Raw genomic sequence first — 22,233 nt, forward strand, 5'->3', positions numbered from 1 at the left:
AAACCAGTGTTCCCCGCCTGCCGATTTCACTCCGAAATAGCATCGGAATGCGTCTGTGAGCACCCCATAAAATCCATATGTCCCATAATCGGCGCACCGGGAGGCATGTCGAGCACCGAACCGGCCTCAAACTTGACCGGATTTTTGCCGAACTCGTCGATCTGTGCCAATGCAAACAGCATATTCGCCTTTTGCTTGGGGGCGGCCGCGGCGAGTTGCCCTTTCAGCCAGTCGCTTAGCTCCCCTACTTTCAGCAACGCCTCGCCACGCACATTTTCCGGCGCTTTGGAGTCGGCGGCGAGCATGAGCAGGTATTTCAGTGAAAGATTGTTGACCAGCGTTTGCAGTTCGCCCTTGTAGCCGTCCAGCGGGGACGATTTCCAGGTTTTTTCAAAGAGCCTGTCAATCACCGGCATTAGTCCGGGTTGCTTTGCGTCGCGGGCATTGTACTCGATCAGGCGCGCGGCCCGTTCGGGATTGAGCAGGTACGAAAGCGTGGTACCGGCAGCCGTTTCGGCAGCCGCAATAGGATCGAATGTCGGGCCGGTGTGGCCGGTGAAAGTTTCCAGGCTGGCCGGATAACCGCTCGGGCGCGGCGGAATCTTGGCGATCAGCGCGTCCGGCAATGCCAGCGCATCCGGTGTAATCGTGCCCAGCAGCGATTCCAGGGCACGCCATTGCTCCTTAGGCTCCACCATCCGCGTCGTCACCTGGCCGTCGTTTTTCACGGCATGGGTAAAATACAAGCCTCCCACCGACTTCGCTACGGCTTCCACCTGATAACGGTGAAGCAGATAGATCGGCACCAGCACTTCTTCGATGGTCGCCATTGGTTCGCCCTTTTGAATGGCCTTTTCGGAGAAATTGTCCAGGACCTTTCTCCGTACCTTCATGATATTCGTCATCTGGTCGATCGGGTTGGCGCCATCGTCCCACTGATGCGACGTCGGGTGCGCATTACCACCGATATCCGGAATGTACAAAAAGCCTTGTTTCAGCGTTTCCTGCATAATTTTTTCAAGTCCGGCCTCCTCGTCGGCCCCCTTGGGAAACTCTGTATAGCCCCACATCACCGCGCGCTTGTCCCAGGCACCAATGCCTTTCGCATAAGAATCCGAAATATCGACTGTTCCATCCGCTTTCAGGGAAAATCTCGGAAACGGGTAATCCATCACCGAGCCGCGGTCTTTCGGGCTGGCGGCGAAATTGTGATTAAAACCGAGCGTATGCCCTATTTCGTGGGCAGAAAGCTGTCTCACGCGCGCAAGCGCGAGTTCCTGCATGGCATTGGTCGTTTTCTTGCCGTCTTCATAAGGTTGCAAAAGACCTTCGGCAATGAGGTAATCCTGGCGATGGCGGTCGGAGCCGAGCGTTACCACACCCTTGATGATCTCGCCCGTCCGGGGATCGATATACGAAGCGCCGGATGAAAACCCGCGTGGCGCGCCGGTGCGGTTGATCCAGTTCACCACATTATAGCGGATGTCCATCGGATCGGCACCTGCCGGCAACTCCTTCACCTGAAATGCATTTTTGAAACCGGCTGCTTCGAACGCCTCGTTCCAGTATGCCCCGCCTTCGATCAGTGCGGTTTTCACCGGCTCCGGCGCACCGCGGTCGATGTAATACACAATAGGCTCCACCGCCTCGCTCGGCGCATTACCCGGATTTTTCTTTTCCAAACGATGCCTGCGGATGAACCGTTTCACAATCGGCTCAGTCATCGGCGCCGAAAAATCCATGTAGCTGAACATCCCGAATGCAGATCGCGGATCGAAACGCCGGGGCTTATAATTGCCGTCGGGCAATTCCACGAAAGACTGGTGCATATTGATCGTCACCGCGCCGGGATCGGGCGCCAGGCTACTGCCACCGCCCCCGAAACGGTTCACATTCGGCGAACCGCCGGTGAACGTGATCATCGCTTCGAATTCTGTGTTTTTGGGAAAGTTCCTGGTGTTTTCCAGGTACACCACCGAGCGGGATTCGTCCAACCGGTAGGTACCACCGCCACCGCTCGGCTGCGCCACGCTCACAGGCCCGCTCACACGCCGCACGCCCAGGCGCGCAGCGATATTCTGGCTATCGCGGATAATGAACGGCGTCAGGTCCACAAGCACCTTTTCGCCTTCCACGGCCACCGGCGCAAAGCCCCAGATCACCGATTTGGCGAATGCGTTTTCTACCGCTTTTTGCTCGTCCGCATTCTGCGTAATGGCCCGGTAGTTCGTTACCGGTTCTACGAGCAGCACTTTCGGGCCGACTTTGATGAATTTGGCCAGCGCCGAAGAGGCCTGCCCGCGTTCGGGCCCGCCATTTCCAACGCCTTCCGAAAGCGATGCGAAATAGAGAAACTCCCTGTCGAGCTTATCCACTTCGAGCAGTACCCTGCCCGTTTTTTCATCATAATAAAAATTAAAAAAGCCTTCGTACTTCTTCATGCCCTGTGTAGCGGCACCAATGCTCGCAATTGGCGTAGCGGTCCGCTGGCCGGCGGCTCCGCCTTGATTTTGTGCAAAACCGAGGGTACCGGCCGTCAGCAGAACAGCCAATGCATAGAATCTCAACTTCATAGGATTCGGGTTATGGATGAATGATTCAAATACTACTTTACCTGCTCCGCTTGAAGCAGGAACACTTCCGACCGATAGTCGCCCGTCTTGTTCAGGACCAGTTTCCCCCTGATCTTCACCGGCTTGTCGGTATAGCCGAGCTCCTTCACCATTTTGACCTCCACCATCGACGGAATGTCGCCCTGCCCGCAATACGGGCATTGGTCCATCGGCACCACGGCGAGCATAAACTCCTTGTGGTTCAGGTCGGCATTGATCGGGATCATGTAGCCCGGCAGTTCGACAGCCTTGTTCTGCAATGCTTCCAGCCGTGCCGGAAACGCAGGGACCATCTTAAAATCGGCGTTCTTCTTGTAGGTACGTTGCGCGATGAGCTTCCAGGTGTCGTTCATCAGCGGAATATGTGCCGGCGGTTGGGCCGTAGCAGCATATCCCGCTAGCAAGAAAATCAACAAAAGCCATTTTTGTTTAAAATTCATTTCAAATTTTCGACATGGTTTCAGAAATATCGGTCCGGTAGGCTTGTATGGCGGGCAATAATGCGGCCACGAACCCGATGAGCAGGCTCACGACAAGCAGCCAGCCTTCTTCCGGCAAAAACACGAGACCGTCCACCCGCGCCTGGGGCGATCCCTGCCAATGCCCAATGGCATGCAGTGCACCGTGGCCGAGCAATATCCCGGCAAGGGAACCCAAAATGGTCAGTAATGTACCTTCCAGCAGGATCATGGCAAAAATTGCCCCTCGCGACGCACCCATCACGCGCATCACCGCGAGATCGTACACACGCTCGCGCAACGAATCGTAAAGGCTCACGAAAACGCTCACACCCGCCAGCGCCATCAACGCCACGGCAAACCAGCGTATCGCATCTACACCGACTCCGATCAACGCAAACAGCCGCGCGCTTTCCTTTGCCGGAGAAGCCGCCTGCATGGCCGTCGAGCGGTTGATCAACCCCGGCAATGCCACCATCGCCATTCTCGACCGGTATTGCAGGAGCATGCAAGTGATTTCGCGCGGACCGCCCGCTCCGTGCATTTCCCAGACGCTTTCGAGACTGGTAAGCACCAGGTTGTCCGCAGCATTCCCCTTCTTTTTCAATATCCCCGTGACCGTGTAGGCATGGTCATCGTGAATATCTTCGTCCGATGCCAGCCCGTGCGAACCGTAAATGCGATCACCGACCTTCACCCCCTGCGCCTGCGCTACATCCGCCCCGATCACGATTTCAAACGGTTTCGTCCAGAAACGCCCCGCCGCGAGTTCCAGCGCATGCAGACTCACATAGCCCGTATCGGTCCCCACAATGCGAAACCCGGCGTAGTTATCGCCTAATGCAAGCGGCACGGCCTTTTTCACCATCGGATGAACGGCCAGCCAATGCGCGTTTTCCTCGCTGATGTTGCCGGTGGGAAAGTCAATAAAGTAAATACTGCTCAAAATCAGTTGCAACGGACTCCCTTTTGCACCTGCCACCAGGTCTACTCCCCGGGCATTATCGCGCAGCCGCTCTCCCACCTGCCTCATACCCACCAGGAGCATCGCCAGCATCCCTGTCCCAAATGCGATCAGCAGCAAGTTCAATGCGAGCGTCAGCCGGTTGGCTTTAAGATTTTTCCAGCTGATTTGAAATGCGTTCATAGCGTAGTTCCAACATAAATTCCTTGAAAAAAGCCTCCTTCACCCGATCGTCGTGGGTGGAAATGACTAGCGTGGAACCTTGCGATTCCGCCAGGTCGGACAGCAGCCTGATCACAGCATCCGCATTCCGGTTATCCAGGCTACTCGTGGGCTCATCTGCCAGCAGCAACGCAGGCCGGTTCACAAGCGCCCGGGCAATGCCTGCGCGTTGCGCCTGGCCCTGGCTGAGTTCCTGTGGGTAGCTCCGCCTTTTGTGATCCATATCCAGCACATCCAGCACCTCGCGGATTCGCAGCATATCCCGGGGCACCCCGGCCAGGCTTTGTGCGAGTTCCAGGTTTTCTTCCACCGTCATGCTACGGATCAAATGCGGCTGCTGAAAAACGATGCCGATATGCTGGCCGCGAAAGCGGTCGAGCGCACGCGCGGGCAGGGCGTACAAGTCCGTAACATCCACCATTACCTGCCCTTCCGAAGGTTTCAGCAAACCGCCCAGCATGTGCAGTAACGTCGTTTTCCCGCTCCCCGATTCACCTGTTAACAGCCATTGCCCGCCCGTCTCGACAGTCCAGTCGGGAAAGCGCAGCGTCAGGCCGTTAGCGAAAGTTCTGGTTAGGTTGGTGGTTTGGAGCATTTGGTCGGGTTTTGTCAGATACAGTCGGATTGGGCAATTGTAGTCAGGTTTGGTCAGGTGTTGTCAGGTTTAGTCAGGTTTTGGTGATGAGTAGTCAGGTTTGGTAAGGCGTGATCAGTTTTAATCAAGTATAGTCAGGTTGGGTCTATTGTATTCAGGTATGGGCTCCGGAGGAGCGACCTGTTTATAGGAACGTCGTATTAAACCGCGATTCCCGGGCTCCGGCAGGAGCCGCCTTGGCCGGAAATCGGGCGACTCCTACCGGAGTCTGTCATTCATATTGTTGCCGTTTTGCTATAAACAGGGAGCCACTCCGTGGCTACACTTGACAACACCTGACAATCCCTAACAACACTCGACAATCCCAACAACACCTGACAATCCCTAACAACACTTGACAATCCCTGACAACACTTGGCAATCTGTGGCAACACTTGGCAATCTGTGGCAACACCCGACCAAAACGCCCCGCTACTTCCCCGTCCCGGCCGCCTCGCGCACCGTGGGATACTTAATTCCCAGCTGTTCGAGGTATGTGGCATATTTCGTCGGGTCATAATAGTATTTCTTCATTTCCGGGCGGAATTCGGACATGATCTTTTCGTTGAGATGGATCGCCGGCTTGTCGGTATCCGAAATCAGCGCTTTGTATTTGACGTCCTTGGTCTGCACATTATTGTAATAATCCCAGGCATAACGCAGCACTTCCGGCTTCACCAGGAGGTCCAGCAAGGTCATAGCCTCCACTTTGGCCCCCGCTGTAACGCCCTTGTGTGCAATGGGCGTCGCCATAGCAATCGCGTTGGCCCAGTGGTGGCCCGGCAGACCGGGAATGTTAGCCGGATAGCGTAACACTACCGTCGGGAGGTTCCACGAAATGTCGGCGATGTCGTCGGAACCACCGCCGCCAGTGTTGGGTGTGGCCGATGGTTTCGAAAGCTGGCTCAATGTGGTAGCCAGGCCGTTCGTTTCCAGCGCCCCGCCTTCCGGGTTTTGCATTTCTTTTTGCGCCGCTTTGGCCAGGATCTGGTCATCTTCCGACCATTTCGGCAGGCCTACCCGCTTGATGTTTTCATACATCGTCTCCGCAATAGCCTGGTTGAAATGCCCCGGCCAGGCGCTACCCAGTACCTCGTAGGCCATTTTCGTCTCGGTCATCTGCGCTGCGCCTTCGGCAATCCGGATACCATCCTTGAACATCTGCGTGATTTTCGGGTATGTCCTTTCCCGGAAATAATACCACACCGACGCTTTGGAAGGCACCACATTGGGCTGGTCGCCACCGTCCTTGATCACGTAATGCGACCGTTGGGTGGGTTCCATATGCTCCCGGTGAAAGTTCCAGCCGATATTCATCAGCTCCACGGCGTCGAGTGCGCTCTTTCCGCGCCAGGGCGCCGCACCCGCATGCGAGGCTTGCCCTTCGAAGTTGAATTGCACCGACACCATGCCGTTATTGCCGCCGTCGCCATACGAAACCGAGAGGTTGTTGGCTACGTGGGTGAAAATGCAGGCATCCACGCCTTTGAAAAATCCATCGCGGACGTAATAGGCCTTGGTACCCAACTGCTCCTCCGCCACACCGGGCCATAGCATAATAGTACCCGGTATCTTTTCGCGTTCCATGACTTTCTTCAGTGCGAGCACGGCGGTAATGTTCAGCGGCTGGCCGGAGTTATGGCCCTCACCGTGCCCCGGGGCACCTTCGATGATCGGGTCGTGGTAGGCCACACCCGGTTTCTGGGATGCTTTGGGAATGCAATCAATATCGCTGCCGACGGCGATAAGCGGTTTCCCGGAACCCCATTTCGCCGTCCAGGCCGTAGGAATACCCGCAATGCCCTGCTCGATCGTAAATCCGTTTTTCTTTAAAATGTCCGTCAGGTACTTCGACGTCTCCACTTCCTGAAACCCCAGCTCTCCGAAGCTGAACACCATATCGACCATTTCCTGGGTGAACTTCTGCTGGCTGTCGATTTCTTTGGCCATTTCCGTTTTCAGCGCATCGATTTTAGCGGGGTTCATTTTGACCTGTGCCGAGGTTTTCATCGGCAAAGCCATCATCGTACCTGCTGCACAGCCCATTCCCCAATGCCGCATTTTCCGGAACAACCCATTTGTTTTTAAAAGCATAGCTGGAAACGTTTAAGTATTAACCTATTTACCTGTACCTGAACTACCTTCCACCCGTACCGTCGGGTATTTAATACCTAACTGTTCGAGGTAGGTCGGATATTTGGCGGGATCGTAATAGTATTTCTTCATCTCCGGCCGGAATTCTTCCATGATCTTTTTATTGAGATGGACAGCCGGTTTGTCGGTTTTAGAAATAAGGGCCGTGTATTTGGTATCCTTGGTTTGTACTTCGTTGAAATACTTCCAGGCATTGGTCAGGATTTCAGGTTTTACAAAAAGGTCGAGCAAGGCCATCGCCTCGGCCTTGGCGCCCGCTGTAACTCCCTTATGCGCGATGGGCGTCGCCATGGCAATCGCATTAGCCCAATGGTGGCCGGGTAGTCCGGGAATATTGGCCGGGTACCCCAAGACAATTGTCGGCAAATTCCAGGAAATATCGGCGATATCGTCTGACCCTCCCCCACCCGAGGACGCGGTCGCCATCGGTTTCCTCAACTGGCTGAGGGAAGTGCTCAATCCATCGTTCGCCTTCTCTCCTCCGAAACCGATGGCGGGACTTCCCACTTCTTTTTGCAATGCACGGGCGAGTTTCTGATCCTCTTCACTCCATTGCGGCAAGCCTACGCTTTTGATATTCTCATACATCGCCTCGGCGATCGGCTGGTTCATGTGTCCCGGCCATGCGCTGCCGAGCACTTCATAGGTCATTTTGGTTTCAGTCATTTTCGCGGCGGCTTCGGCAATGCGGATACCGTCCTTATACATCTGCGTGATTTTCGGGTAGCTACGCTCACGGAAATAGTACCATACCGACGCCTTGGAAGGCACCACATTGGGCTGATCGCCGCCGTCGGTGATCACGTAGTGCGAACGTTGGGTGGTTTCCATGTGCTCGCGGTGATAGTTCCAGCCGATATTCATCAGCTCCACCGCGTCCAATGCGCTCTTCCCGCGCCAGGGCGCGCCGCCTGCGTGCGAAGCCTGCCCTTCGAAATCGAAGCGGACCGATATCATGCCATTGCCACCGCCATCACCGTAAGAGGTGCCCAGGTTGCTGCTTACGTGCGTAAAAATGCATGCATCGACATCTTTGAAATAACCGTCGCGGACGAAATAGGCCTTGGTAGCAAGCTGCTCCTCCGCCACACCCGGCCAGAGCATAATGGTACCGGGGATTTTTTCACGTTCCATAATTTTTTTCAAAGCCAGTACCGCGGTCACATTCAGCGGCTGACCCGAGTTATGGCCTTCGCCGTGACCAGGCGCGCCCTCGATAATCGGATCGTGGTAAGCGACGCCCGGTTTCTGGGATGCCTTAGGAATGCAGTCGATATCGCTGCCAACGGCGATCACCGGTTTTCCCGATCCCCATTTGGCCGTCCAGGCAGTGGGAATACCCGAAATGCCCTGTTCAATGGTAAATCCGTTCTTTTGCAGAATATCTGTCAGGTATTTGGAGGTTTCCACTTCCTGAAAGCCCAGTTCGCCAAAGCTGAAAATCATGTCCACCATTTCCTGGGTGAATTTCTTCCGGCCGTCGATGTCTTTCGCGAGCTCGGTTTTGAGCGCGTCGATTTTAGCAGGGGTGAGTTTTACCTGTGCGCTCGCGAGGCCGGGGAGCAGCATGATTGCTGCGAGATGGTTTAGTATACACTTGTATCTTTTCATAGGATGATCGTTTTCGCACCGGGCTTCGACTCCGCTCAGCCTGACACAAGCATTGTCAGCCTGAGCGGAGTCGAAGGCGCGGTACTAAATCAGTTTATTGGTTGACAACTCGGCATTGGGAATCGGGAAAATGTACTCGGGCTGTGTGGGCGCGATGGACGGAGCGGAAAGTCCGCCGCTGCCTTTGGCCGGAATGGTGAGCAGGTTACGCAGCAAGTCGTTCGAGCGCAGGCCTTCTCCCAGGAATTCGATGCGCCGTTCGAGCCAGATCGTTTTCACCAACGCATCGGCCGTCGCAACGTCCGCTGCCGGGAATGCATAGGCGGCATCCGAGCGCGTGCGCACCGCTTTCAGTAATTCAACCGATTTGGCGAGGTCACCGGTTTTGGCAAGCGCCTCGGCATAATTCAGCAGCACTTCCGAATAGCGCAGCAGCGGCACATAATCGATCGTCGGGTTGGTCTGATTGTACTTTTTCAAATACGTAAGCCCGCCTGCTACCCGCGTGAATGCCGTTTTCCGGACGTCAGTAGCCGCCCAGGAAGGCTCGCCCAGAATGCCCGTCGGGTTCAGGTTGTATTCTAAATTGAGATTATACTCGTAGGCCAGCGAATTCTGGCCGCTCACCAGGTTCAGGGCGGTCATCGGCATCGAAAAGATCGACTCGCTGGTTGTATAATCCGTAAAAAACACGGTAGTAATGTTCGGCTGCAACTGGTGCTTCACGCCCGACGGAGCGCTGAACGGCGCCGCGTCCGATACGATCTTCTTCGCTTCCGTCGCCGTTTTGGCGTAATCGCCCATAGTCAGGTACACCCTCGTTTTCAGGGCAATGACCGTATTTTTATGGGCGCGGGTGGTGTTCAGCAGCGCAGTCGAATAATTGACGGGCAGGCCTGTCTCAGCTTCATCGAGATCTTTCAGGATTTGGGCATATACTTCCGCTACCGTGCTGCGGGCCAGGTCGTTGTTCGCGGGTGTACTCTCGCCTTTCAGCCGCAACGGGATCCCCGGCGAGGCGCCTTTATCCTTCGCATAGGGCTGCGCATAACGGGTAATCAGGCCGAAATAGCAGAATGCACGCACAAACTTAGCTTCTGCAATGTATTGGGCGGCAGTCGCCGCATCCACTACATCGGGGTGCAGCGGCAGGCCGTCGATCAGTAGGTTCGCCGAGTTAATGGCGGTGTACGACGTGCCCCAGGCCGAAGAAGCATCGTTGGAACCGGAAGTGACGGTATGGCTCCAGGCGTCATAACCTGTGAATACGTTCTGGGTGCGGTTGATAAACTCTTCGCCACGGATGTCCGCCAGCATCAGATAACGCCCGCCGTACAGGCCACCGTTTTTCATGGCGCCATACAAGCCATTCACTTGTCCCAGTACCCTGGCCGGGGTATCGAAAATATACGCATCCTGCAAGGCAATGTTGGGTACGGGGTTCAGCAGTTCCTTTTCATCGCAAGAGGTCATGAGGCCCATCATAGGCAATGCCATGCAGGCCAGCCGGAACATCATGGTATTCACAGGCTTCATAGGAGTGTTTTTAAGTCTATTTTTCATGATCAGAAACCGAGGTTTAAACCAAATGTGAACGTGCGGCCTTGCGGAATGGAGTTTTTCTCCACGCCCGGGGTCGTGTTGGAGTTACCGTTGACCGAAATCTCGGGATCGGTACCGGTGTATTTTGTCAGGATGAATGCATTGAAAACCTGCGCATACAACCGCACCGAACTCAGCCCCAGCCTGCTCAGGATCGGCCCAGGCACACGATACCCCAGCGAAACCGACTGCAACCGAAGGAAATCACCCTTCTCGGCATTCTCGGAGATCGGCCACGACGAACCGTTCGAAAGCAAGTCGCCGTACACGACGCGCGGGATGTTGGTCACCTGCCCCGGCGTGGTCCAGCGGTTGAGTACCTCCGTGGTGTTGTTCCAAAAACGCTGGTCGCGCCACGTGGCCTTGGTTCCATTCATCACCAGGTTTCCCCCCGAGTAGGTAAAGTTCACGCCAAGGTCCCATTGCCCGTATTTGACATTATTGATAAAACCACCATAATATGTTGGCAGCGCGTTGCCGAGCAAATAGTAGTCGTCCACCGCGATAGCAGGTGCAGGAGAGCCATCCAGATAGGTCCAGCGGCTTCCACCCGCAGGGACCACGTGGCTATACTGCACACGCTCGCCCGCCTTGTTGATGAAGATGCGTTGGCCATTTTCGGGGTTCACACCGTCCGTTTTAGCTCCGTACAAACTTCCTACCGAATAGCCCACGCGGGTAATGTTGGTCGCCTCCGCCGCCGTGGAAGTCGTCCCCACCAGCTCGGTCCCCTGCCCGTACAGCTCGGTGACCTTGTTTTTATTATGGGTAAAATTGAGACTCGCATTCCAGCTCAGCTTGCCTTTACGGATGATATTGGCATTCACACCCAGTTCGATACCGTGGTTATACATCGCGCCGATGTTCATGAATATCGCATCGCCAGGGATACCTTTGGAGGGCGACTGAGGCACATTAAGGATCAATCCATTGACGCTGTTGGCATAGTAAGTAGCTTCGAGTGTAATGCGGTCGTTCAGGAAGCTGATATCGGCACCTACGTTGGTCTGGTTACTCGTTTCCCAACCCAGGTCCGGGTTGCCGCCCTGGCTGAAATTCCATGTAGGCACGGCAGCGTAAAGGTTCGATTCGTACAGCGCGAGCGAACCATATGCGCTCACGCCCGAGTTACCCACACGCCCCCAACTGGCACGTAGCTTCACACTGCTCATGATGTCGGCCAGTTTGGAATTCTTGTAAAAATCCTCCTCCGAAACACTCCAACCGCCGGAAACGCCTCCGAAGTTTCCGTATTTTTTGCCACTTCCCAGCGCCGAGTTACCGTCGCGACGGTAGTTGAGGGTGAAAAAATATTTTTTGCTAAAATCATAGGTGAACCGGGAAAATACCGACACCAGCGCACTCTCCGTCAACACATTCGCGGTCGGCGAGATTTGCCCGTAACTTCCCTGAAACTCATCGAAGAACGGGTCCGAAAGCTGCGTACGGGTCGCTCCCCAGCTCGATGTACCGAATTTCTGCACATCATAGCCGGCCAGCAATGAAATGTTATGTTTGGTCGCAAAGGTGGTCTGGTAGTTCAAAGTATTTGTCCAGTTCCAGTTGCTGATCAGCCTGCTGCTGTTCGTCGCGCTGCCGTTGGACGAATTGCCGGGGCCATGCACGGGGCTGTTGAAGCTCACATTCTCGACTTTCAGGCGGTCCATCGCATAGCTCATCTTGTATTGCAGGCCTTTGAACAGCTTCACCGTCGTACCGAAATTCGCGATAATGCGATCGTTTTCAGAGGTATACTTATTCAAATCCAGCAATGGGACCGGATTGTAAAAGTTACTCGCCACTTTGTTGTTGCCCATGCCCAGCGTGTTGGAAGAGCTGAGGTTGTAGGAGCCGTCGGGATTTACCGCGTACACGTTCGGAGCGGAAAGCCACGCCAGGCGCGCCGAACCCACCAATCCAAACGCGTTGCCGCTCAGCGAACCGGTGTTGGGCGACGCATTCAGGCTGGTATTGTAATTGATATTTCCTGAAAACGACAACCACGAATTCAGCTTGTGATCGATATTGAAGCGGGCCGCTTTCCTCGTAAACTGATTGGTTTTGAGAATCCCTTTCTGGTTGCTGTAATTCGTGGAAAAGTAATATTTCGTTGATTCCGAACCGCCGGAAACGCTGATGCTGTGGTTTTGCGAAACGCCGGTCTGGTACACCTTGTCGTACCAGTTCGTGTTCACAATGGAGCCGTCCTCCTGGATAATCGGAAAGAATAGCGCCGATGCCACGGCGTCGTTGTTCGCATTGCCGCCCAGGATCTTGGCATTCATCACACCCTCATTTTTGATATCCATAAACTGCTGCGCGTTCAGCATCGTAGGCAACCGGGTAGCTTTGGTCATACCTGTCCAGCCTTCATAAGTCACCTTCGCCTTGCCTGTTTTACCGCTTTTGGTCGTGATCAGGAGCACGCCCGCCGCCGCGCGCGACCCGTAAATGGACGTCGACGCGGCATCTTTCAGCACGTCAATCGACTCGATATCCGCGGGGTTAATGTCGCCCAGCGGGTTATTGGCCACCGTAGAGTTGGCCGAAACATCACCCGTATTAATAGGAATACCATCCACCACGATCAATGGAAACGAACTGAGCGAGATCGAGTTAATGCCTCGTATGCGGATGACGGGCGGGTTGTTCAGCACGCCGTTCGGCTGGCCGATACTCACCCCCGTAGCACGCCCGGCCAGTCCCTGGTCGAAACTCTGTACCGGCATATCCTTCAATTTGTCTCCCGAAACCCGCGCCGCTGAACCCGTAAACTCCTCCTTGGATTGCGTACCGTATCCCACGACCATCAGCTCGTTCAGCTGCTTCGTACTGCTCGCCAGCTTGATGCTGATCGCCGACTGCCCGCCTACCGCTACTTCCTGCGCCACATAGCCCACATACGAAAACACGAGCACCGGCGCGCCGGAATCGGATACCTTAATGATGTACTTGCCGTTCATGTCGGTAATCGTGCCGGTCGAGGTGCCTTTCACAAGCACCGCCACGCCCGGTAATGCCTCGCCATTGTCATTGTCGGTCACGACACCTGATATTTCACGGTCCGCCGGGCGCACGAGCGACGCCAGCAGGATTTCCGTTTTCTGAATCTGGCCCGTTGTTTTGATCTCTTTTTCAACGATTACAACCGTGCCCCGTTGCTCGCGGTAGTCGAGGCGCGTGGGGCCGAGCAGTTCGTCGAGCACCTCGTCCACCGGCTTGCGGCTCACGTCGATGTTGACGCGATACGGCGCTACGAGTTCTTCATTATACACAAACTTGAAGCCGGTCTTTTTCTTGATCAGGTTGAACGCCTCTTTCAGGCTCCGGTCGCGGAGCGTGAGGTCGATCGTCACTTCCTGAAGACTCTGCCCGGCATCCGCTCCCGCCCGGACGGAGGGCAGCGTTACCAGCAGCACGAAAAGTAAGAAGAACGTGGTCAGGCATGTCCATTTGTGTATGGACAGTAAACTTCTGGTACAATTTTTCATACCTTTGAATGAGTTGGGGTTAATCGTGAAACATGAATTCCAGCTTCCGGATAGCAAGATCAGTCAGTGATTGGCGTTACGTTCTGATTTTCACTATCACTCAGTCCGGCAGGCTTCGGCTTGCCGGATTTTTTTGCATTGAAGGGCAGTCGTTCATTACATAGGCACCGGGTTCAAAATGGGTCTTCTTTTTTTGCTGAGCGTTATTTGATGGTCTTCCAAATGGTATTCCAGGTTGTTGGCAAGCGATAGCAGATCGAGTATGCGGGGGAGGGAGTCGGTTGAGGCAAATTCGGCAGACATGTGGTATTCCCGTATCGATTCCTCTGCCTGAATTTTTACATCGAATTTATTTTCCAGAATCGCGATTACGTTGGCGAAGCTCTCATTGTCGAACAGCAGTCTGCCCTCCTTCCACGCCACGGCATTGGCGCTGTTCACATTTACTTTTTTAATCTCGCGGGTGCCAACATCGTAAGACACCTGCTCATTGGGTAACAATATCTTCCGTTCCGGTCCCGCTGCACCATCCGCTCGTTCCACTTCTACTTTCCCGCGAGTAACGGTAACCAATATACTTTTCAAAAAATGATACGACCGGATATTGAATGCCGTTCCCAACACACGGGTAGTCGTACCGGAAGCTTCCACGAAAAACGGCTTTGCCTCGTCCCGTTTGATGTCGAAATAAGCCTCGCCATCCAGCAACACGACCTTCCGCTGACGTTCCGCGAAATGCCAGGGATACTCCATTTTGCTCGATTCGTTGAGCCAAACCGTCGAACCGTCGGGTAACCTTATTTCCTTTCTTTCGCCCTTCCCTGTGATCACAGAAACGGTATTTCCAAAGATTGCGGAGGCGTGGTGTTTCCAGACGTAGAACCCGATGCCCATTACCAACAGTATCGAAGCAGCAATGCGGAATGTCCGGGAAACAGCCATCCACGGCCTTTGCGGCAATGGTTTCACGCCTTCTGTTTTCGGCGCGGCTTCTTCATCAAGTTGGCTGGCAAGCGGTTCGTCGAGTTTACCTTCGGCCAGCAAACGGAAGAAAATATCCAGCTCCTCCCTGCTCAATGCATTGGCGACGTAACGTTTGACGAGTTCTTCCAGGAATCTCTTGTCCTCCATTTTTCCGGCTATTTATTGTGAAGACGGGCGATACGGATTTTAGGGTACCCCCTCGGTCAAAAATTCTTTGTCATTTTAGTCAGGTGTTGTCATTTGTTGCTCGTTCGTGCAAATCTCTTGATCCACACACACTATTCGCAGGCCTCCGGCCGATCCATACGGCAAGGGCGACCATGCGATATCAATCGGCCGGAGGCCTGCGAATAAAGAGTCACGAAGGGAACCTTCGCCCCATTTCGCACAACACATGACCACAAATGACAATACATGACCGCTAAGTTCACCAAACCGCAACAACGCACAAAACCAGCGAATTGAAAGACAATCCAAAGTTCTTGTGTGCAGAATACTTGATGAATTTGATGGCCTTGACCATGTGCTTTTTGATCGCATTGCGCGACACACCGAGTACTTCGGCGGCTTCGTCATAGGAATGTTCCATTTCCCGGCAAAGGCGAAACACCTCCTGGTCGCGCGGGGAAAGTTGGTGGAGTATTTTTTGCAGATAATGCTGGTATTCTTCCGCTTGCAATGCTTCTTCCACGTGGCTGGCATGTTGCAGCGACGCGCGGATCACCTCCTCCCGCACCGACCGCTCGGTGGCGGCATGACGCAGGAAATCGAGGACACGGTTTTTGGACACCGTGAAAAGATAAGCCCTGAACGATTGGAGATTGGCGAGCGTCTCCCGCTTTTCCCATACTTTCAGGAAGATCTCCTGGCAGAGGTCTTCGGTATGCTCGGCGGATTTGACAAATTTGAAAACGTAACGGCTGATTTCCCCCTGGTAATGACGGTACACCTCGTCGAAAGCCTTGCTGTCTCCCGACGCCAGGTCTTTCAGCAAAACAGTTTCTTCGAGCGCGTCCATCGTTGAGGTTGTCTTTTATACCGCCAAATATTGTTTCCCTAATTTAGGTACATATTCATTAAAATTTCAAGATTTTATAATTTGATGCACGATTAATTTCGCCATTTTATCAAATAGATTAGTATAATTATGATTTTTATAAAATAGTTGAAATAATATATCAAACGCGCCTAGCAACACCTGACACTATCCGCCCACACATGACTAAACCTGACCACACCTGACAACACCTGACCAGACCACACCCGACCCAAAAAAGCGCCACCGGAATCCGGTAGCGCTTCTCAAATACTACAACATGATCGAGCCTTACTAGTCTTTCCTGCGCAGGTATACATTGTTGCTGATCGATTCCAGCTTCACGTCCGGCCCGCCGCCGTTGATTTTTCCTTCGAGCAAATAGCCCACAATCGGGTTCTTTTCCTTTTTGTTCCCGAAATCGATGTCGAGGTCGGAATACACTTCACCGGTAATGGTTTTCACGGCCACATTGGCACCTTTGGATTTCGGCCAGCTCATGTCCACAAACCCGCTAATCGTTTTGGCAGCCACGGCGGCAGTAGCGCCCTGAATATCGATATTCCCATTGATGGTTTCGAGTTTCAACTTGGCCTGGCGGGGCAGGTTTACCTGGTAATTGATCTCGCTGCAGACGTAATAGCGGTTCTTGCCGTCGTCGCTGCTCCACGTGCTTTTCTCTCCCGGACAATCCTCGCCTTTGCCCTCCTTTATCTTTTCCTTGTCGATGTCGGTTTTAATGACAATTTCGTCGGCGGTAGTCATGTCGGTAACCCGAAATGCGTCATTCAGTTTGTTCTGATTGATTTTCACGGACATTCGCACCGACACTTCCTGCTTGTCCCAATAACGCACCCGAATGCTGTCGCCGAAGCGTAAATTGAGGTTCACAGTCTTGCCCGGCTGGTACGGCAGGCTTTTATCGATGATTTTCTGGGCAAAAGCGGACGCGCATATCACGCCCAGAATGGCTGATAACAATAGCTTTTTCATGGTAATAGATGCAGGTTTAGGTGTTATTTCTGCTTGCGGATATAAATATTGCTGCTGATCGTGTTCAGGGTCATTTCCACGCCCCCGCCATTGATCGCCCCGTCGACATTGGCCATCCCGCCGACTTTCGACATGCCATCCTTGGTATTTTTCACGCCGAGATCGAAATCCGTGTACATTTCACCGTTGATCGACCGCAGTTTCAGGTTCGACTTCGCAGCCGCGGGCAAAGTAATATCGACATCCCCGCTGATCGACGAAATGGCCGTAGGCTTGCCTTGCGCGAGGTTCGAGAAGGTAGCGGTTATTTCACCGCTGGTAGTATTGGCTACCACAGGCCCGGTGATGTTGGTCAGGACAATATTCGAGTTGTTGGTTTTGATTTCCAGGTCGCCATCCATATTCGAGATCGACAGTCCTGATCCCCCCTGCCAGTTGGTTTCCACAAACTTCACCGCTACCTGCCGGGGCAGTTTAACCGTGTATTTGACCGACTTGCGCGTCGCTTTCTCGATTTTCAGCCCCGAAGCGTCGGGCGTTACCGACAGCCCGATACCGGAGTTGTCGACAGCCGAGTAATAGAGCGGTTTCAGCCCCTTCGCGCGGTCGGGCGGCGCTTCGTAGCCCGACGACGCCTGGATAATCACCTCGTCGCCATTGTACCCTTCTATTTTGACCGTGCTCGAAGAAAGTTCGAACACCACTTTTTTATCCTTCGAATTGGCCAGTTTGGCCTTGTATTCGAGATTTTGGGCGCACGCAATGCTCAGGCCCCAAAGGAAGCCCGCACTGATTAACAGTACTTTTTTCATGGTTATTTATTATTAGGATTTATTTACTTGGTTGGCCCAGAGGTTGAAACCCCTGGTTAAAATATCATTTTAACTGTTTGCTTTTCAAAAACCAGGGATTGAAATCCCTGACCAAAATACATTTGTGCGGAGGGCCAGCGGCCCGAACCATTTCCGGCCTGGGAATTTATTCCCTGGAAAAAGGGCATTTTCAGACGTCGGTTTTCAAACGGTCCATACCTTCGGTCGCTTTCAGCCGCACCACGTCGAGCACCTCCTGATTGCGGGCGAGTTGCTGCAACTGGTCTACCGCACGTTTTTCCTTAATCGCCACCAGTGTTTCAATCAGCGAGATCTGAATATTAGGGTCCGTCTGGATCGCCAGCGACTGGATCAACGCTTCCTTCACCTCCGTTTCATCAGCAAAATGCGCTAATGCCTGGCAAGCTGCGAGCCGGACATTCACGTTCGGGTCGAAATTGAGGGTATTAATCAGCAGCTGCGTAATATCCTGGTCTGCATCCGGAATCTCGTAACTATGGTTCACTGCCTGAATCCGTTCGCTCGCTGAGGTGTTGTTCATTTGTTCGAACGCAAGCACCTTTTTCATCTCCGCCACCTGACCGGCCTCTTTGCCGTCCAGACCAGCCATTACAGATCCGCTTTCAGATTGGGATTGAAATACCCATCCTGCACCAAACCCAATGATCAGCAACGCGAGGCCCGCTGCAATGCGCAACAACCACGTTCCGATCCGCCGCACCGGACCTTGCTTAGGCGGGTCGAGCATTAATGCCAGTTCATGGTTAAAATTCAATGAAGGCTGCTCCTTTCGTGCCTGGGCAAAATAGCCAAACTGCGCCGCATGGCTCTGCAAGTGCTCCGGCACGTCGCCGCTCTGGAAAAACTGCTTCAATGCACGCTCTTCGTCCAACGACGTTTCACCGTCGTAATATCTTTCTAATAGTTTTTCAATATCCAGTGCCATAATTCTCTGCTTTTAAATAATTCTCGCGCAACTTCTGCCGTGCCCGCGAAAGGATCGTGCGGATATTCGCATTGCTCAGCCCGGTTACCTCCTCGATCTCTTCCAAAGTATACTCCTCCACGTCGCGCAGGTGCAATACCAATTTCTGCTGCTCCGGCAGTTCGCCGATGAGCCGGTGCATCAGGCCCGCGCTGTCGCTGTTTTCGACCTGCCGGTAAGGCGACACGTCCGCTGCCTGCATGGTTACCATATCCGTTTCGTGACTCGTTTTCTGCTTATGATGGGATTTCAACCGATCCAGGCAAAGATTTTTAGTCATTTGCACCGCCAGCGCCTCCACGCTCTGGTAACTTTCCAGCTGCTGCCGGTTGGTCCAAAGTCTCAGGAACACGTCCTGAATGGCATCCTCTGCCTCTTCGCGGTTGCGAAGAAACATTTGCGCCAGTCGGAACAGGCGCCCCTGAACGGGCAGAATGCGTTGGTTGAAGGCTTGTAAATCCATATTCAATGGCATAGACGACCGGCTTCCGGAAACGTTACAGGATTTACGAAAAAAATTTTATTTCCGAACATTGTTGTCCGGTATCGGACACGGGTCGCCACGTTAAAACGCGGCGCAAAGGGGTACAGGAGCGTTTTTGAGCGCTGGCAAAGTATTTGTTTTGCATTATTATAACTAATAAGCAGCCTGGTTATGAAAAGAACTTTTCTCGGAGAATTTGAAGAAATCGTCCTGCTGGTCGTCGCCGGTTGCAGCGAAGAAGCCTACGGGGTGACGATCTGGGAGCGCGTGCAGGAATACACGGGCCGCTCCATTTCGCTGAGCGCGGTGCATGCCACTTTATACCGTCTCGAAGAAAAAGGATTCCTTACTTCCGAGATGGGCGGCGCCACAGCCGAACGCGGCGGCCGGCGCAAGCGCTTTTTCAGCATTACCAATTATGGCAACCGCGCATTACAGGAGATCAACGAGATCCGCCAGCAGCTTTGGCAGGCGATACCAGCGGAAAAGCTGCAACCCAAACTCAGCTTTTCATGATATGGAAAAGACGCCGAAACACAACAGTCCGCCCCGATGGGTCGACCGGCTGCTGACAATCATCATCGCTCCGCATTTCCTGGAAGACATCCTGGGCGACCTGCACGAAGTGTATGCGGCGCGGGCGCGGCAGGAAAGCACACGCAAGGCGCGCCTGCGGTACCTGCTTGCCTCTGTGCGCTACTTACGCCCGTATTTCATGAAACGTAAACCCCGTACCTATTCCCCCACTTATATTTTCAGTCCTGCCATGATCAGAAACTATCTCAAAATCTCGCTCCGCACGCTGGGCAAAAACAAGGCTTACAGCTTCATCAACATCACTGGCCTGGCTATGGGAATGGCCGTGGCTATCCTGATCGGCCTGTGGATCTACGACGAACTTTCGTTTGACAAGCATTTCGAAAACCACGACCGCATTGCCCAGGTCTGGCAGCATCAGACGTTCAACGGTCACGTTGGTACCCAAACCTCCCTCCCCTTTCCCATCGGTGACGAGATCAGGCGCAATTACGGTGCCGATTTCAAATACGTGATCATGACTTCCTCGAACAGCAAACATATTCTGGCTACCGGCGATCGGAAATTTAATAAAAACGGGGCCTATATCGAGCCCGATGCGCCCGAAATGCTAAGCTTGCGTATGATCCACGGCACAAGGGCAGGTTTGAAAGACCCCTATTCGATCATGCTTTCCGAATCGGTTGCGAAGGCCTATTTCGGCGATATCAATCCGCTCGACAAGACCATCAAGATAGACAACAACCTGAATGTGAAAGTCACAGGCGTTTACGCCGATTTTCCGAACAATACGACTTTCCGCGAAATGTCGTTCATGATGCCCTGGCAACTGATGATCATCGCCAATCCGTGGCTTAAAACCATGGAAGACCCCTGGCGTCCCAACGCCTACCAGACCTTTGTACAGCTGATCGACAACGCCGATATCGACCAGGCTACTGCGCGCATCAGGGATATTAAGAAAAGAAATATCAACAAAGAACAATTGAAATACAAACCGGACGTGTTCCTGAATCCGATGGGCGACTGGCATCTCTACTCGGAGTTCAAGGAAGGCCATCGCGTCGGCGGGCGCATTGAGTTTGTGTGGCTTTTCGGCACCATCGGCTTATTCGTTTTATTACTGGCTTGCATCAATTTCATGAATCTGAGCACCGCCCGTTCCGAAAAACGTGCGAAGGAAGTAGGTATCCGCAAGGCCGTGGGATCAGTGCGCAACCAGCTGATCACGCAGTTTTTCTCCGAATCCTTTCTCGTAGTCGGCCTCGCATTCGTGTTTTCGATTGCGCTCGTAGTACTGTGCCTGCCGTTTTTCAACGAAGTGGCCGATAAGAAAATCGTTATGCCGTGGTCGCGGCCGGAATTCTGGCTGGCAGGCATCGGTTTCAGTATTGTCACGGCTGTGATCGCAGGCAGCTATCCTGCATTGTACCTCTCTTCGTTCCAGCCTGTGAAGGTATTGAAAGGCACTTTCCGCGCCGGTCGTTTCGCCTCCATCCCAAGAAAAGTACTGGTAGTAATACAATTTACGGTATCGATCATCCTGATCATCGGAACAGCCGTGGTATTCCGCCAGATCCAGTTTGCCAAGAACCGTCCGGTAGGTTACAGCCGCGACGGGCTCATATCCGTCTTCATGGCGACAGACGATATTCACAAGCATTTCGAAGCCGTCCGTCATGAACTAAAAAGCAGTGGCGCCATCACTGAAATGGCCGAATCGGGCAGCCCTGCTACCGAAACGTGGTCATCCACAAGCGGTTTCGAATGGAAAGGCAAGGATCCGGAACAGTCTGTCGACTTCTCCTTCGACGAGGTTTCCTATGATTACGGGAAAACCGTTGGCTGGCAGTTCACCCAGGGCCGTGATTTTTCCCGGGAGTTTGCGACTGATTCGGTGGCTTTGGTCGTCAACGAGGCGGCCGTCAAGTTCATGGGCTTGCAGCATCCCGTCGACGAGCCGCTGACCTGGTTCAAAAAGCCCTACAAGATCGTCGGAGTAATCAAAGACATTGTCGTAAACTCGCCTTACCAACCTGCCAGGCCGCAATTTTTCTGCCTTTCAGCCGGTCAGGGAAGCCTGGTCAACATTCGCCTCAACCCCGCGGTGGGCCCGTCGGTGTCCCTGGAAAAGATCAAAACGATTTTTGAGAAATACGATCCGGGCTCCCCGTTCGAATACGAATTTGTAGATGAAAGGTATGCCCGCAAATTCTCCGACGAAGTACGTATCGGCAAGCTCACTACTTTCTTTTCGGTACTGGCTGTGCTGATCAGCTGCCTCGGCCTGTTCGGCGTGGCATCGTTCATCGCCGAGCAGCGTACGAAGGAAATCGGCGTCAGGAAAGTGCTTGGAGCGACGGTAATGAGCGTATGGGGCCTGCTATCGCGCGATTTTGTCATACTCGTTTGCATTGCATTCCTCCTCGCGACACCAGTCGCCTATTATTTCCTGAATGGCTGGCTGGAGAAGTACGACTACCGTACCAACATTTCGTGGTGGATATTCGCGCTGACGGGCCTCGGCACGCTGCTGATCACCCTGCTAACGGTCAGTTTTCAAGCCATCAAAGCCGCTACGACAAACCCTATCCGTAGCCTGAGATCGGAATAGTGCCTTATTGCTGTCGCAA

16 protein-coding genes are annotated in these 22,233 nt (G+C 53.5%); 2 read left to right on the forward strand and 14 right to left on the reverse strand.

The genetic code is table 11. The features are described 5' to 3' along the window. Nucleotides 1-26: 26 nt before the first annotated feature. The 14 genes from J7619_RS02975 to J7619_RS03040 all read right to left on the reverse strand — a co-directional run bounded on the left by J7619_RS02975 (nt 27) and on the right by J7619_RS03040 (nt 19,042). Nucleotides 27-2,573 (reverse strand): zinc-dependent metalloprotease, encoded by a 2,547-nt coding sequence (locus J7619_RS02975; protein ID WP_291193788.1) that lies wholly within the window; start codon nt 2,571-2,573, stop codon nt 27-29. 32 nt (nt 2,574-2,605) lie between these two features. Further along, nucleotides 2,606-3,052 (reverse strand): hypothetical protein, encoded by a 447-nt coding sequence (locus J7619_RS02980; RefSeq protein WP_291193791.1) that lies wholly within the window; start codon nt 3,050-3,052, stop codon nt 2,606-2,608. A gap of 1 nt (nt 3,053) precedes the next feature. Then, nucleotides 3,054-4,217, reverse strand: coding sequence for an FtsX-like permease family protein (locus J7619_RS02985; RefSeq protein ID WP_291193793.1), 1,164 nt, complete (start codon nt 4,215-4,217; stop codon nt 3,054-3,056). Continuing rightward, entirely contained in the window at nt 4,183-4,851 is a 669-nt protein-coding gene (locus J7619_RS02990; RefSeq protein ID WP_291193796.1) for an ABC transporter ATP-binding protein, read from the reverse strand. Before J7619_RS02990 ends, J7619_RS02985 begins: the two co-directional genes overlap by 35 nt. A 471-nt stretch (nt 4,852-5,322) precedes the next feature. Further along, a complete protein-coding gene (locus J7619_RS02995) occupies nt 5,323-6,915 on the reverse strand; it encodes an amidohydrolase (RefSeq protein WP_291196453.1) in 1,593 nt (530 codons plus the stop codon). Nucleotides 6,916-7,008: 93 nt separating this feature from the next. Continuing rightward, nucleotides 7,009-8,655: an amidohydrolase gene (locus tag J7619_RS03000; RefSeq protein ID WP_291193799.1), complete on the reverse strand. Its 1,647-nt coding sequence runs from the start codon at nt 8,653-8,655 to the stop codon at nt 7,009-7,011. 84 nt (nt 8,656-8,739) lie between these two features. After that, on the reverse strand, nt 8,740-10,218 hold the full coding sequence (locus tag J7619_RS03005; RefSeq protein ID WP_291193802.1) for a RagB/SusD family nutrient uptake outer membrane protein: 1,479 nt from the start codon (nt 10,216-10,218) through the stop codon (nt 8,740-8,742). A gap of 2 nt (nt 10,219-10,220) precedes the next feature. Next, nucleotides 10,221-13,748: a SusC/RagA family TonB-linked outer membrane protein gene (locus J7619_RS03010; protein WP_291193805.1), complete on the reverse strand. Its 3,528-nt coding sequence runs from the start codon at nt 13,746-13,748 to the stop codon at nt 10,221-10,223. A 156-nt stretch (nt 13,749-13,904) separates the two neighbouring features. Next, a complete protein-coding gene (locus tag J7619_RS03015) occupies nt 13,905-14,879 on the reverse strand; it encodes a FecR family protein (RefSeq protein WP_291193808.1) in 975 nt (324 codons plus the stop codon). A 280-nt stretch (nt 14,880-15,159) separates the two neighbouring features. Next, on the reverse strand, nt 15,160-15,750 hold the full coding sequence (locus J7619_RS03020; RefSeq protein WP_291193811.1) for an RNA polymerase sigma factor: 591 nt from the start codon (nt 15,748-15,750) through the stop codon (nt 15,160-15,162). A gap of 312 nt (nt 15,751-16,062) precedes the next feature. Then, nucleotides 16,063-16,761: a hypothetical protein gene (locus tag J7619_RS03025; RefSeq protein ID WP_291193814.1), complete on the reverse strand. Its 699-nt coding sequence runs from the start codon at nt 16,759-16,761 to the stop codon at nt 16,063-16,065. A gap of 23 nt (nt 16,762-16,784) precedes the next feature. Further along, nucleotides 16,785-17,573, reverse strand: a complete 789-nt coding sequence (locus tag J7619_RS03030; RefSeq protein ID WP_291193816.1) for a DUF4097 family beta strand repeat-containing protein — start codon at nt 17,571-17,573, stop codon at nt 16,785-16,787. Between the two features lie 190 nt (nt 17,574-17,763). After that, nucleotides 17,764-18,540 (reverse strand): HEAT repeat domain-containing protein, encoded by a 777-nt coding sequence (locus tag J7619_RS03035; protein WP_291193819.1) that lies wholly within the window; start codon nt 18,538-18,540, stop codon nt 17,764-17,766. Continuing rightward, a complete protein-coding gene (locus tag J7619_RS03040) occupies nt 18,524-19,042 on the reverse strand; it encodes an RNA polymerase sigma factor (RefSeq protein ID WP_291193822.1) in 519 nt (172 codons plus the stop codon). Before J7619_RS03040 ends, J7619_RS03035 begins: the two co-directional genes overlap by 17 nt. Nucleotides 19,043-19,234: 192 nt before the next feature. On the opposite strand from J7619_RS03040, the gene J7619_RS03045 reads away from it, so the two are divergent. Together J7619_RS03045 and J7619_RS03050 are read left to right on the forward strand one after the other, a co-directional pair. Beyond that, nucleotides 19,235-19,579, forward strand: coding sequence for a PadR family transcriptional regulator (locus tag J7619_RS03045; protein WP_291193825.1), 345 nt, complete (start codon nt 19,235-19,237; stop codon nt 19,577-19,579). Between the two features lies 1 nt (nt 19,580). Beyond that, nucleotides 19,581-22,214, forward strand: coding sequence for an ABC transporter permease (locus J7619_RS03050; RefSeq protein ID WP_291193828.1), 2,634 nt, complete (start codon nt 19,581-19,583; stop codon nt 22,212-22,214). Nucleotides 22,215-22,233: the final 19 nt, after the last annotated feature.

The organism is Dyadobacter sp., from assembly GCF_017744695.1.
In the GTDB taxonomy this organism is placed as follows: domain Bacteria; phylum Bacteroidota; class Bacteroidia; order Cytophagales; family Spirosomataceae; genus Dyadobacter.

Bases quoted from the DNA above. Each gene is read 5' to 3' on its own strand.
- J7619_RS03040 (WP_291193822.1), bottom strand. From the start codon at position 19,042: ATGGATTTACAAGCCTTCAACCAACGCATTCTGCCCGTTCAGGGGCGC.
- J7619_RS02995 (WP_291196453.1), bottom strand. From the start codon at position 6,915: ATGATGGCTTTGCCGATGAAAACCTCGGCACAGGTCAAAATGAACCCC.
- J7619_RS03045 (WP_291193825.1), top strand. From the start codon at position 19,235: ATGAAAAGAACTTTTCTCGGAGAATTTGAAGAAATCGTCCTGCTGGTC.
- J7619_RS03050 (WP_291193828.1), top strand. From the start codon at position 19,581: ATGGAAAAGACGCCGAAACACAACAGTCCGCCCCGATGGGTCGACCGG.
- J7619_RS03020 (WP_291193811.1), bottom strand. From the start codon at position 15,750: ATGGACGCGCTCGAAGAAACTGTTTTGCTGAAAGACCTGGCGTCGGGA.
- J7619_RS03000 (WP_291193799.1), bottom strand. From the start codon at position 8,655: ATGAAAAGATACAAGTGTATACTAAACCATCTCGCAGCAATCATGCTG.
- J7619_RS03035 (WP_291193819.1), bottom strand. From the start codon at position 18,540: ATGGCACTGGATATTGAAAAACTATTAGAAAGATATTACGACGGTGAA.
- J7619_RS02980 (WP_291193791.1), bottom strand. From the start codon at position 3,052: ATGAATTTTAAACAAAAATGGCTTTTGTTGATTTTCTTGCTAGCGGGA.
- J7619_RS03015 (WP_291193808.1), bottom strand. From the start codon at position 14,879: ATGGAGGACAAGAGATTCCTGGAAGAACTCGTCAAACGTTACGTCGCC.
- J7619_RS03030 (WP_291193816.1), bottom strand. From the start codon at position 17,573: ATGAAAAAAGTACTGTTAATCAGTGCGGGCTTCCTTTGGGGCCTGAGC.
- J7619_RS02990 (WP_291193796.1), bottom strand. From the start codon at position 4,851: ATGCTCCAAACCACCAACCTAACCAGAACTTTCGCTAACGGCCTGACG.
- J7619_RS02985 (WP_291193793.1), bottom strand. From the start codon at position 4,217: ATGAACGCATTTCAAATCAGCTGGAAAAATCTTAAAGCCAACCGGCTG.
- J7619_RS03010 (WP_291193805.1), bottom strand. From the start codon at position 13,748: ATGAAAAATTGTACCAGAAGTTTACTGTCCATACACAAATGGACATGC.
- J7619_RS03025 (WP_291193814.1), bottom strand. From the start codon at position 16,761: ATGAAAAAGCTATTGTTATCAGCCATTCTGGGCGTGATATGCGCGTCC.
- J7619_RS02975 (WP_291193788.1), bottom strand. From the start codon at position 2,573: ATGAAGTTGAGATTCTATGCATTGGCTGTTCTGCTGACGGCCGGTACC.
- J7619_RS03005 (WP_291193802.1), bottom strand. From the start codon at position 10,218: ATGAAAAATAGACTTAAAAACACTCCTATGAAGCCTGTGAATACCATG.